This window comes from Rhodococcus sp. 14-2470-1b (assembly GCF_002259415.1).
Lineage (GTDB): Bacteria > Actinomycetota > Actinomycetes > Mycobacteriales > Mycobacteriaceae > Rhodococcoides.
In genome coordinates this window covers 1-11,880 of the sequence record NZ_NPFY01000039.1, presented here as the reverse complement: position 1 = coordinate 11,880, position 11,880 = coordinate 1, and the positions used below count along the sequence as shown (strand labels likewise).

14 protein-coding genes and 1 pseudogene are annotated in these 11,880 nt (G+C 60.9%); 10 read left to right on the top strand and 5 right to left on the bottom strand.

The annotated features are described in order from the left end of the window. The first annotated feature begins 140 nt into the window (after nucleotides 1-140). Nucleotides 141-341: a hypothetical protein gene (locus tag CH293_RS26370; protein ID WP_094721905.1), complete on the top strand. Its 201-nt coding sequence runs from the start codon at nucleotides 141-143 to the stop codon at nucleotides 339-341. Between the two features lie 113 nt (nucleotides 342-454). Here the strand turns inward: CH293_RS26370 and CH293_RS26365 are convergent, their stop codons facing one another. Next, nucleotides 455-865 carry a VOC family protein gene (locus tag CH293_RS26365; RefSeq protein WP_094721904.1) on the bottom strand — a complete coding sequence of 137 codons (411 nt, stop codon included), beginning with the start codon at nucleotides 863-865 and terminating at the stop codon, nucleotides 455-457. Between the two features lie 493 nt (nucleotides 866-1,358). On the opposite strand from CH293_RS26365, the gene CH293_RS26355 reads away from it, so the two are divergent. The 4 genes from CH293_RS26355 to CH293_RS26340 all read left to right on the top strand — a co-directional run bounded on the left by CH293_RS26355 (nucleotide 1,359) and on the right by CH293_RS26340 (nucleotide 4,375). Continuing rightward, the gene (locus CH293_RS26355; RefSeq protein ID WP_217900793.1) at nucleotides 1,359-1,703 is read left to right on the top strand and encodes a pyridoxamine 5'-phosphate oxidase family protein; all 345 of its coding nucleotides are present in this window, start codon (nucleotides 1,359-1,361) and stop codon (nucleotides 1,701-1,703) included. Between the two features lie 321 nt (nucleotides 1,704-2,024). Beyond that, entirely contained in the window at nucleotides 2,025-3,026 is a 1,002-nt protein-coding gene (locus CH293_RS26350; RefSeq protein WP_141217222.1) for a SprT family zinc-dependent metalloprotease, read from the top strand. Nucleotides 3,027-3,239: 213 nt separating this feature from the next. Further along, nucleotides 3,240-3,920 (top strand): transcriptional regulator, encoded by a 681-nt coding sequence (locus CH293_RS26345; RefSeq protein WP_255122992.1) that lies wholly within the window; start codon nucleotides 3,240-3,242, stop codon nucleotides 3,918-3,920. A gap of 29 nt (nucleotides 3,921-3,949) precedes the next feature. After that, complete coding sequence (locus CH293_RS26340) at nucleotides 3,950-4,375, top strand: nuclear transport factor 2 family protein (protein ID WP_217900792.1); 426 nt, start codon at nucleotides 3,950-3,952, stop codon at nucleotides 4,373-4,375. Between the two features lie 195 nt (nucleotides 4,376-4,570). On the opposite strand, the gene CH293_RS27995 is transcribed toward CH293_RS26340, so the two are convergent. Together CH293_RS27995 and CH293_RS26325 are read right to left on the bottom strand one after the other, a co-directional pair. After that, nucleotides 4,571-5,935 (bottom strand): hypothetical protein, encoded by a 1,365-nt coding sequence (locus CH293_RS27995; RefSeq protein ID WP_141217221.1) that lies wholly within the window; start codon nucleotides 5,933-5,935, stop codon nucleotides 4,571-4,573. Between the two features lie 336 nt (nucleotides 5,936-6,271). Then, nucleotides 6,272-7,159: pseudogene (locus CH293_RS26325) on the bottom strand (NAD(P)-dependent oxidoreductase); the annotation flags it as partial. Nucleotides 7,160-7,199: 40 nt separating this feature from the next. Between CH293_RS26325 and CH293_RS26320 the strand changes: the two are divergent. The 5 genes from CH293_RS26320 (at nucleotide 7,200) to CH293_RS26300 (ending at nucleotide 10,092) form a co-directional block, all read left to right on the top strand. Then, nucleotides 7,200-7,589, top strand: coding sequence for a helix-turn-helix domain-containing protein (locus tag CH293_RS26320; protein WP_094721897.1), 390 nt, complete (start codon nucleotides 7,200-7,202; stop codon nucleotides 7,587-7,589). Between the two features lie 35 nt (nucleotides 7,590-7,624). Then, nucleotides 7,625-7,837: a hypothetical protein gene (locus CH293_RS26315; protein WP_094721896.1), complete on the top strand. Its 213-nt coding sequence runs from the start codon at nucleotides 7,625-7,627 to the stop codon at nucleotides 7,835-7,837. A gap of 135 nt (nucleotides 7,838-7,972) precedes the next feature. Next, nucleotides 7,973-8,512, top strand: a complete 540-nt coding sequence (locus CH293_RS26310) for a hypothetical protein (protein WP_141217219.1) — start codon at nucleotides 7,973-7,975, stop codon at nucleotides 8,510-8,512. Nucleotides 8,513-8,636: 124 nt separating this feature from the next. Continuing rightward, the gene (locus tag CH293_RS26305) at nucleotides 8,637-9,230 is read left to right on the top strand and encodes a GNAT family N-acetyltransferase (protein WP_255122991.1); all 594 of its coding nucleotides are present in this window, start codon (nucleotides 8,637-8,639) and stop codon (nucleotides 9,228-9,230) included. A 286-nt stretch (nucleotides 9,231-9,516) separates the two neighbouring features. Next, nucleotides 9,517-10,092 carry a DUF6461 domain-containing protein gene (locus tag CH293_RS26300; RefSeq protein ID WP_094721893.1) on the top strand — a complete coding sequence of 192 codons (576 nt, stop codon included), beginning with the start codon at nucleotides 9,517-9,519 and terminating at the stop codon, nucleotides 10,090-10,092. A 148-nt stretch (nucleotides 10,093-10,240) separates the two neighbouring features. On the opposite strand, the gene CH293_RS26295 is transcribed toward CH293_RS26300, so the two are convergent. Continuing rightward, nucleotides 10,241-10,747 carry a pyridoxamine 5'-phosphate oxidase family protein gene (locus CH293_RS26295; RefSeq protein ID WP_094721892.1) on the bottom strand — a complete coding sequence of 169 codons (507 nt, stop codon included), beginning with the start codon at nucleotides 10,745-10,747 and terminating at the stop codon, nucleotides 10,241-10,243. After that, on the bottom strand, nucleotides 10,747-11,880 hold a 1,134-nt coding region (locus CH293_RS26290), incomplete at its 5' end, for an MFS transporter (RefSeq protein ID WP_094721891.1). The genes CH293_RS26295 and CH293_RS26290, both read right to left, overlap by 1 nt.

Below are 11,880 nucleotides of genomic sequence, written 5' to 3'. Positions count from 1 at the left end.
CGCAGCGGGTGGTGAAACATGTTGCTACACAGTACATGCAGAGGCTTACCGGTAACCCTGCATATCAAAAGTGGTCGTATTGCATCGGCCCTGGCGTGAGACCGCATGGGAGGTCTCCAGATCCAGACAACGGACCACCGGTGCTGGCATACGTTGACCGCTTCATCGATGCAGCAAAGCACGAAATCAACGAGGCCATCGTCGCGCTGCAGGACTCGATCCGGGCCGACCGACCATGCATTCTGATGTCGCCGATGGTCGTATTCCAGGCTTCGAACTGCGTGAACATCGGCCTCCCTGTTTTGATGAATGCGCACCGGTGGCGCACGGAACGCTTTTGAGCTTCGTGCAATGTCGACTGATTTGCCCTTGGTTCGGAGAAACTCTGGGACTGGTGATGATCGATCGGCCGAGCGCATCTCCTCTGCCCCGAATGTTGTCGGCGACCGAGAATTCACGCGACGAAGATGCAGAACGGGTGACCTGATGGATCGGCGAAGACGTAGAGCGGCTCCTCCGCGTCGTCGGTACGATCGAACATCACCTGCGCAGCGAGTGACTCGGCCCGTTGTCGCTGTCGTTGCAGTTCCACGACGTTGGGCACGGTGAAGTCGAGGTGCATCTGCATCGGGATGTCGTGCGCGGGCCACGTAGTTCTCGTCGACGTGTCGACGCGCTGGAATGCCAATTTTCGGACGTCGGTCGCATCCACGAGCACCAACCATCCCGGCCAGGATTCGGAGGTTTCGGATGGCTCGTCGCCTGCTCGGTATCTCAATCCCAGGAGTTGCCGGTAGAACTCGGCAAGTGCGCGAGGATCGGTCGTGTCGATGACAGTGTGCAGTAACTCGGGGTACTGGGACAACGGTCGCCTCCATCCGCTTCGTACCTCGTCGGTGCCATAACAGAGCGCCACTGGCCAGCCTTGGTTGGCGGAACCGTCGCCGAGCCTCGTCAGCCATGGGGTCCAGACCCGTGAGCAACGACCGAGGGGCCGACCCTGATGATCGTGCGCGATGGCGTTCTACGCTTCGCCGATAAGAAGCTCACTGCGTAACGCAGCTTCCAGACCTCCCCAGCTTCGGGCCATCATGCCGTCATTGTCCGATTCTGGCATATTTCGTACCATGTGGTGCGGTTCGAGGGTCGTAAAGCGTTGGCTTTTGCCCAGTTGCGGTGTCGCCCTGAGCGAAGACCTCAAACGTAGGCACCGATAGTAGAGGGCGATCGAGACTCCAACCGGCATCGCAACGACGAACATAGGAGACAACCACATGGCGACTTGGGCTGACTTCGAGCGCGAGCGACCAGGACTGGCAGACCTGATACGGTCGCGATTCGAGCAGGGGCGCGACCATGTGCTGGCCACCCTCCATGCGGACGGTGCACCACGTGTCAGTGGCATCGAAATCGCTTTTCTCGATGGTGAAATCCAGTTCGGGATGCTATACGGATCAAGAAAACTCGCTGACATCCGGCGAGACCCCCGCGTTGCACTACACGCAGCAACACTCGCTCCTGCGGGAGCGGAGGAGATGCCAGTCGATGCGAAAATCTCCGGCAGAGCGGAGATATACGTCGGGCGCATCGACCAGGACTATCCCGATGCTGCTCAACTCCGAATCGACCTCACGCACGCCTCTTACATTCAGGTCGACCCCGACACAGGAGCGATGAAGATCGATACGTGGCGATACCACTGAGTTCAGGCCGCGAAAGTTGTTGCGGCACAGCATATGCAGACACTTACCGGTAACCCTGCATATCAAGACTGGCCGTATAGCTCCGCGCGACCTTGAGCGGCAGCGTGGCCCGATGAACGCTGGGCGACCCCAGGAAGATGCGAGCTCCTGCCCTGCGGACAGAAACTGAGAACTCGTGCGGGTTGGGACGGACCAGCGTGAAGGTCAGAAGTATGCAAGTTCTGCGGTCTCGGAGCGGGGAGGACCGTCCGGCGTTAACCTGGCGTTGTGCCATTTGAGCAGGGGTTGTCCGACTGGCGTGTGTATTCGGCTGAGGAGTCTGTGGGCTACGACGAGCCGCTTGACAGCATCGAGGCGTGCCAGCTCGTCGTCGACGAGCTGGTGACCAGCGATTGGTGGGTGGAGCAGTTCGCCGCGACACCACCAATCACTGTCGTTGATGGCGGTTGGGATGACCAGGACCTCGGACTAATCGCGTCGTATGCGCACGCCCTGGGCTATCCCACGCCGAAGCGGTGGGAGATCTCGATGCATCCCTCGATGTTGCGGAAACGGGTCTTGCTTCACGAGGTGGCCCATTGCGCTGCGCCAGTGTTTGTCGTCGCTGGCACCGGTGGGTCGAGCAGACATCGTAAGCATCTCGCTCACGGCCCCCACTTTGCTCGCGCCCTAGCTGCGATTACTGGTTACGTAGTGGGGGTCGCCGCCGACGAGCTGGCGATGGCTCTGGCGCATTTCGAGGCCCCGATCGCGGCGCCGATCGAGTTGAGCAATGAGCTGGCCTTGCAACCTGGGATCTATGCCCACGAGGAGAAGGAGTGGGCCGAGACCCAGGCGTTCTTCGCTGCTGCCGATGCCGATGCCGATGCCGAAGCTATGGCCGAAGGATACGACGCGTCATCGACGACGCGAGTCCGGCGGTCGCCTGGGATCGTCCCAACTATCACGTGGGGCGACTATTTCGAGATGATGCGTCGAGACACGCGCAAACGTAGTGGCGGTCCGTTTCTCTCACAGAAGCGTTTGGCCGCAATGATTTCGGCTGTAACACCGTGTTCGCCGCACCATATCGCCGAGCTGGATCACACCAAGTCACTGCCCACAGACCCGTCCCAGTTGCGCCGTGCGATGCTCGCCATGATCTGCATGGGCGTCGACCCCATATGGACGCGCTACAACATGCGGCTCACACGGTGGGACTGCGGTGACATCTCCCTGGACGAGGCGCGCGTACTCAACCCCGGCTGGGCCGACCTGGTCGAGCGAATCAACAGCCAGCAACAGCAACGGCCGCCCAGGTGGCACGTCGATGGAGCGCGGTGACTACACTCCGTCACCCGGGTCGACTCGCGTTCGATCGTTGAATAAGGCTGCACAGCATTACTTCACCGAACGATGAACCGATAACGGCGCAGACTGGACACATGAGCAATTCCGATACTCGCACCGCCGATACGAGCCGCTACGGAGACGCCGACGTCGCGTCTGTGGCCGCGCTGATCGCCGACCCGGCCCGCGGACGAATCTTGATGGCACTTGCCGACGGTCGGGCATTGCCCGCGAGCGTCCTGGCGACCGAAGCCGGTATCAGCGCTCAGTCCGCATCCGGACACCTCAAAAAAACTCGTCACCGGCAACCTGCTGCGCGTCGCCGCTACCGGCCGACACCGCTACTACACACTCGCCGGACCCGAGATCGCCGCCGCCTTGGAATCCCTGGCGTTGATCGCCGAACCGTACGAGATCACCAGCCTGCGGCAAGGCACCCGCGCAAACGCCATCCGGCAAGGCAGAACCTGCTACGACCACATCGCCGGGAAACTCGGTGTCACCATCACCGAGGCGCTCCTCGACTCGAAGGCCCTAGTCCGCACCGACGGCCGGGCAGATGCAGCCCGAGCCGAGACCGACCCCCTGTCCGCCGGCACCGGCGACGACTGCCCCTACGAACTCGGACCACAGGCCAAAGATGTTCTCGCCACCATCGGCGTCGACATCGATTCCGTACGGAAGTCACGATCCCGACGCCCACTGCTGCGAGCCTGCGTCGACTGGACCGAACAACGCCACCACATCGCGGGCACCCTCGGAGCCGAAATCTGCAGAACGTTCGTCGACGCAGAATGGATCACCCGCAAACCCCGCGAACGCGCCATTTCACTGACCCCTCGAGGACACCGCGCACTGGAAGTACGACTCGGACTTGCGAACCTCTGACCATCCGCTCTACAGAATAGGAACCCGACGTGCCCGCAACCGAAGAACAAGCCGCCTACGTCTTCCGTGAGTGGCACAGACGCATCAGCGAACGCAACGCACCCGCCCTCGGGCTGCTCTACACCGATGACGCGACACTCGAAAGCCCCTTGGTGCCAGTACTTCTCGACCAGACCTTGGGTATAATCGAGGGCAGGATCGCACTGGACGAATTCCTCGCAGAAACGACCCGTCGCCGTCCCGAAGAGAAAAAATTGCCGTCGCTGCACCGCGCCGGCACCTACGCGTTCGACGGACACCGCCTCATCTGGGAGTACCCCCGGCAGACACCCGATGGTGACCAACTCGATCTCGTCGAAGTCATGGAACTCGATGGTGCCCGCATCGCAAAACACCGAATCTATTGGGGATGGAAAGGAATCGCACACATAACTCCGTCGGCCGACCAAGCATGATGACGCGCCGTTCTGTCCAGTACGTGGATCAGTACGAACACAGCTGCCGGACAACGCTTTCCAACTTTACCGGGCGCTATCGGTAATGATTCTCCGTGTCCTTATCGAACCGTTGGTCGCAACCCTCCCAGCGTAATTCCCAGTCTCTTACACTCTTCGACTCCTCGGGAGCGGTCGGTGTCTAACGACTCGACGTCACGACGGAACTGCAGTGAATTCTCCGACCTTCAATTCCACCGCCTCGCCCGCGCAGCCCGGTCCATCCAAGACGAACTTGGTGTCGGACAACTCGAATGCAGATACCGACTCAAGAGGTGTCGTCTCAAGGAACCGGCAATCGCCCAGCTTGTCCCAGCTGTCAGTTCCCCTAGGCACGGTGAGTTGTACGACCGGATAGGACGTACCCGTTGCGGGTGCGTCGGCAGCGCCGGCAGCCTGGGTTAACGATCCGGCATAGAGCACCCCGCCGGCCGTTGTGATGAGTGCGCCAACAACCAATAACGTCCGGGATCTGCGAAAGTTGCCCCTGAGCTGCGCGACCGCAGACTCCTGAAGTACAAGTGCCCGATGATCGAGGTAACGATCGAGCGCGAAGCTCAACGCTGCCCGCCGTCCCGCCGCCTCTCCACCGTCGGCTAGAGCCAGCGCATCATCCGGTACGAGCAGAGCAGCTCGCTTCTCCATCTGAGTGTTCAAGGCCCCGAGCACATCGCCCGGCAGCGCAGGTGTTGCCGATCGAACGTCGCTGATCGCTTTCACTTCCGCGATCAGCTGCTCGTTCCTCTCGCGAATGTAGGCCTCCGCGGAATCTCGGAAGACCTTACTCTGATCTTTTACGAGTTCGGCCGCAGTGACGGGCGGATCGGTTTCGGCTCGGTCCACGATGCCGAGACCTGCATCGCCGATTTCGCATCTCATCAATTCGGTTTCGAGTGTGCCGATTACTCGAATCAATCCACCGACCGTCTTCACCTTCGGACCTAAATGAGCAAACGCCTCCGTTGAACATTCCAAAGTTTTTTTGAGCGCTGCGCTGGCCTTGTACCTTGAGTCTCTGTGCGCCAGCCACGTACGAATCGAAGACCATCCTCGACCCTCTAATTCGTCGGGCTTCTCACAATCACACTCCATCTTCCCGTCAGTATTTGGCGCAGCAGTGCGACCGCATTTCAGAGTTTTAAAAGTATTTTGCAGCTCGCCGAGGCTCGCGTCTTGTGGTTCGTACCCTGCTGTCGCGGCGTAGATTATGACGGTGAGGCCGACACCTGCCACGGCCAGACCCACATATGACCAGCACTGAAGGGTGTTTCCTGCCACACCCAAGAACGGGACCGAGCCGAAGATGAGCAACCCGATGCTGGCGAAGACGCCGAGCATCCACTTGATCATGGAGTCGTACTTTTTGCGGACCCACGCGGCGGCGTCGGCGGCCTCGGTTGGCGGTGCCTCTGAAGTCGATTCGTTTTCCGCGCTTTTGGTGGCCGCGAGGAATTTCGTGATGCTCTCCGCCAGCGCGGTAGCTGATTCGAGTGAGGTCTTCTTCTTTTCGTCATCGGCCATGATGGTTAGACTCCCGCGCTAACGAAATGCATGGATACACGTAGCGTCAGGATACGAGCATTTCTGGGCTACACCAGGTGTTTCCGGATCACCAAGTTCCATGCAACAACCAATTTTTTTCCCGCCAGTGGCGCGCCGCGCGGACTTGCCACCGACACGACTCGGCCGGAACGTGTTGCAGTTTTCAGTCAGAGCGGGGTCGCACCGAAAACAGCGCGTTAAGTGTACTCGACTTACTATGCGCAACAGGGCTTTTGAGCCACTACCGGTAACGCTGCATATCAAGACTGGTCGTATTGATAGCTTGATGTGCTGCGACATCCACTCTGCACCAAGTCACATTGCCTCGGTCACTCGAGAAGGTGATTCCGCTTCATGTCCGCTCGCCGCATGTTCGAAAAGCGCTGTCACGGCCGCGGGGAGCGACGGGTCCACGCCGGCGTCCATCGATGCGGCGATCACGTGCTGCATCGTCGTTACAGCGGACATGATGGTCGACGTCTCCGCTGGATACGTTCCACTATCGGCGTCGCGCGCGAAACCAGGGCCGACGTCCGCAGCCAAGCGCACCATTGCTGCCATCTGCGCCGCGATCGACCGGCCGTCGATTCCGTGAGCCTTCGCCATTGCAGTGCCATGCGCCCAGGCCGCGAGGGTCGTCCAGAACACGCCCAACAGTGCCGTGTCGAACGACGCAGGAAGCTCATGTCGACTACCCAGCACAGCCACGTCGGGGGCAATGGCGGCCAACACCGGCAGCGCCGCGTCGAGATCAGCTTCATCTCCCGCGACGAGCATGCTTGATCCACTCTGACCCACGATCGTCGACGGCGTCACCATCACCCCGGCCAAGTAGCGAACCCCGTGCTCATGGCCCCACCGGCACAAAGCTCGAGCACTGGCGGGGGTATCCGAGCTGAGGTTGACTACCAGCGATCCGAGGACTGCCGCGCTTGCCGAGACAAGAATGTCTCGCGCTGCACTGTTGTCGAGGGTCGAGACGATGACAAGGTCCGCACTGGCAACGGCTTCTGCCGGGTCGGCCGCGAGAATCGCGCGGCCGATAAATGGCGTTGCCCGTGAGGGTGTGCGGTTCCAGACGGTCACCTGGTGGCCCTCGCCGATCAGGTGAGTGGCGATCGCGGTGCCCATGTGTCCGAGTCCGAGGACGGAAATTTTCATACCATCAGAGTCGGTGGTTGCAACCTCGCCCACAAGTACCCACTTTGAAGTGCGGTAGCCACCTCAATGGCAGTATTGCGCCATGGCAGCAGCTTTCGCGGGGACCAAATACTCATGCGGCCTGGATGCGGCCGTCTCTGTGGTCGGCGGGAAATGGAAGCCGTTGATTTTGTGGCAGCTCCACGATGGTGCGAAGCGCCACGGCGAACTGCGCCGATCGATCGGTGGCGTGAGCGAAAAAGTCTTGACTCAGCAGCTCCGAGAACTCGAGTCGCACGGCATCGTTCACCGTGAAGTGTTCGCAGAGGTACCGCCTCGAGTCGAGTACTCGCTGACCGATCTGGGACAAAGCCTCAACGATGCGCTACGGGCGCTCGGTGATTGGGGCGAAGAACACGCAGAACACATCATCGGTCTGACAACCGAGACACAGCGCTTTCTGCCGACGGGGCGGCAGGAGCATGGACGATGACTTGTGACTTGGATACGTCAGACACACGAACCGACTTGGAGACCACCACCGTGAACGATCGAAACCACCCAACCGACGACTACGACACCGGCCTAGAAGAACCAACCATCGACGGCGATGAACCAACATCGGCCCGTGAGCTGATCGAAGACTCTCTGCCCGATTCCAACACGGTCGACGACGGGCTTCTCGCAACCGACACTGAAGAGGCAGCCCCAGGGGAAGGTTTGACCTCTCACGGGGACTAGGTAACTGAACACCGCCGCGAGCATGTCGATCGACCTCGAACGCTTTCTACAGCTCGAAGGACCAGACACCTGATAGCAAGCTTCTGACGGGGACGGAACCAAAAGATGCTCCAAATGCGCGGAACGGTCACAACCGTGTACAGGTCGATCTGCCTGGTAGACGACCCCGCGTCCGATCCAGCGTATCCCGACGTGGAACCGGGGGCGGAAGATGTCGACGACTATCTCCCGCCCCCGGACCCGCCCAACGGTTTCGACCTGCTCACCGCTGCGCCAGGGGTCGTGACTGTCTCGACCGGTGCGATACGGGGCAAAGTCGACCTCACGATCCGCGTGCTCGACGACGAACCATCCGCGCTCGCACCGGGCACCTGGGACACTCTGGAGGAGATCGGATTCCGCGCCCTCAGCGGATACACGATGCCTGCGTCGGGCGAGTATTACCCCTTCTCCGCCGACGGCTCGGGCGTGTTCCCATCGTCCGTCACAGCGAAAGGGCCTGGGTTCTATCGAGTGCGCGCCTACGAGCGCAACCGAAAGCTGACGATGGAAGTCCTTCGTGAGGACCACGAACCCGCCACGGAAGAAACCTATCTGTTGGAAATATGGGCCACGGACGTCGAAGACGAAGATCGGCGACGGCTCCGGGGACCGCACCCGACGTTGCTGCAGTAGCGGGTTGACAGCTCACGCTTCGTGAGGCGCGAAAATTGAAGCGGCACAGCATATGCAGAGGTTTATCGGTAACCCTGCATATCGAGACTGGTCGTATCGAAGTCCGACCTGTAAGAATGGACTCGTGCCCATTCTGATCGAACCCACGATTCCCGAGGGATCTTTCGTCGACGCTGAGCAACCCGTCATCGAGGTGTCACGGTCAATTTTGCTGCGGCCGTGGAATGGTGGCGATGCGGCAGCGGTGGTGGAAGCTTTCAAGGACCCACTCATTCAACGATGGCACGTCCGGCGCCCAGATTCCGTGGAGGAAGCAGCAGGATGGATCGAAGGGTGGCAGTCCGAGTGGCACAAAGAATCCGGAGCCCATTGGGCTGTGGTCGATCCATCTTCGGACCTTCTACTCGGGCGAATCGGGTTGAAAGGTATCGATCTGTACGACGGAACAGCCGAGCTGGTGTACTGGATGACCGTTCCGGCACGTGGGCACGGAGTGTGCTCCAACTCGGTAATAGCGTTGTCGCGATGGGCTTTCGATGACATGACGTTCAATCGCCTCGAGCTCGAACATTCGGTCGACAATGTCGCTTCGTGCCGCGTCGCAGGTAAAGCCGGATTTCAAGTCGAAGGCACTCGTCGTATGTCAGCACGTCACGCAGACGGCTGGCATAACATGCATGTGCACAGCCTGATCCGGGGAGATTCGATCGCAAGCTGAATAGCCTGAACCCGGCGGGCGACCGGCGCGCACCTGCTCCGTGACACCGATTCGAGGTTGTGCAGGGCACACCTCGTCATCACCGAGAATGTTGCGGCACAACAAATGCAGACGCTTACCGGAACCCCGCGTATCGGGACTGGCCGTATAGCTCACCCGCTCACAGCCGGGGCAATCCCGAAATGATTCTGGTCTGAGCCGGTGGGTCTGCCCGTTCCGTAGTCACGGTCCAGGGTGCCGGCGCATCAATGAAAGCTGCGAGGTCCGGGTGTATGAGGATTGGGCTATGACTGCGACGTGGGAAGAGTTCACCTGGATCCCCAACGAATACGAATGGGTGCATACGGGTGTGTCGTTCACGTTTGTCCGTCATGACGAGGCGGACGCGGTACTCGATGCAATGACCACATCGACGACGGGCACCGTGACCGGTTTGGAAGGTGTCAACGCCGATGTCGAGGTCGTCGGTGTGGCGCAGGTCGGCGATTGGGTTCTGGCGATCGCACCGTCCGTGGCAGGATTGTCCGATGACGTAATGGCACCATTGTCGGTCGGTGGCGAGGTCCTCACTTTTGCCACTCAAGTTGGTCACAGCAATTTTGCCCAGTGGGTCGATGGCGTGCGAACGGCGATGTTCGATGCAGCACTGAAGGACGGGCCTGGCTTCGATGCCCCCGACAGTCCCTGGCGCGATCGCATGCGTGCAGTCGGTGCCGACCCCGACAGCGACGACCCGATGCCCGACGGCGGGTACCACACGTTGGAGGTCTACTTGGCGATGATCGTCAACCACACTGGCTTGGCACTGACTCCTGATCTGTTGCGTAGCGGGCAGTTTCAGGTCGGCGATTCCCTCGAGTGAGGGACACCGGGACCGCCGATGGCTCACTATTGATGTGTTCGATCCGTTACGTCGAGATCCCCCTTCAATGCTGTGAATGCCACTGACCAGACGCCGACCTTCGCGGGAAGGCCGGATCCTGCGACGCCGAACCCTCTGCCTAGGAGGGTCAAGTCTTCGCGGTCGAGGGCTTCTCTAGGCGGGCTTGCCGGTACGGGAGGCCACCGGCCAGCTCACTCGCGGTGAGCACTTGGATGCGCCAGGGATCCAAGCGCAGAACGTGGAACTTCGGGTCACTCGGGCCCATCCAGTACTGGCCCGGGTCGTACCCGTTTCCGCGCGGAGATCCCGACCTATACAGGTTCCAGACGTGGTCGGCGGTCTCGGCATCGTCGACCCACGCCGCGACGCTGTCGATGGTGACGACGTTCTGCCGGGGAGTCCAGTAGGAGGTCGACACATGCGGATTTCGTGCGAGGTGCGCCGCTTTCACCGGTGTCTTGTGTGTTGCCAGCCAACCGACCGGATCCGCCCGGTCGAGTTCCCACACCGCGATGAGGACCCGCGACCTGGGGCGGCCGAGCTTGTCGACGGTGGTCATCGTGGCATAGACGGTGCTACCGATTATCGTCGCGGCGTCGTCCGCGAGTTGGCGATAGGGCACGAGCCGGGCCATCAGTCTGCGACCCGGGTCGAACGCGTCCGTTGACGAACCGACAGCAACAGCCCGATTAGGAGGGCGAGCCCGGCGGCCGCAGAGGGAACGATGAGAGCCCGTTGGTAGTCCTCGAGTTGAGCTAGGCCAGGATCGACTCCGACGAGAACGATCGTCACAGTGGACACTCCCAGAGCAGCACCGAACTGAAAGCCCGTGTAGACGATTCCGCCGGCAACGCCGTGTTCGCTCTCGTCCACTCCTTCCACCGCTGCAGCTGTCAGCGGACCGTAGATGAACGCGAACGCCACACCCAACAGCAGGAGCGACGGCAGAAGGTCGAAGAATCCTGAATTCGCATCCAAGCGAAGCGTGAGCGCGAATCCGACCGCGACAGCGCCGAGCCCTGTCACCATCACAGCGACGTTGCCGAATCGTTCGACCAACCTTGGTGTCAAGAACGGGGCGATGAGCAATTCGATTCCCATTGCCGAGAACGCCAAGCCCGTCTGCAAAGGTGTCCAACCAAGGAGTTCCTGCAGGTACAGCGTCAGCACGAACTGCCAGGCGAAGAATGCGCCGATGAACAACAAGCCGATCGAACTCGCCCACGGCAGCAGGCCCGTAGTCACCACTCCGGCCGGGATCAACGGATCGGACGCGCGGCGTTCGATGACGGCGAAGACGCCGGCGAATATCGATGCCACTCCGAACGCGATCGGACCCAGGGGGTTCGACGCATCTTCCCCGACCGTGACGATTCCGAAAACCACGCTGACCATCGCCGCGGTCAGCGTCAGCCCGCCGGCGAGATCGAACTGTCCACGTTCACTTGTTGCCGACTCGGGTCTCGATGGATCGCGTGAGATGAATGTCCATCCGGCAACCAAGAATCCCAGTCCGAGCGCGGCCGGTGCGAAGAACACCAACCGCCAGTCCAACGACGTCAGGACACCGCCCAGGACCACACCGAGGAGGAATCCGGATGCGCCGATGGCCCCGTAGATCGCGAGGGCTTTGTTGCGGAGCGGTCCCTCGGGAAACGTGGAGGTCAAGAGGCTGAACCCTGCGGGGGTCATGAACCCGGCGGTAGCGCCGGTGATGAAGCGGACCAGGATCAGCACCCAGGAATCTTGCGCTACACCCCCGAGGGC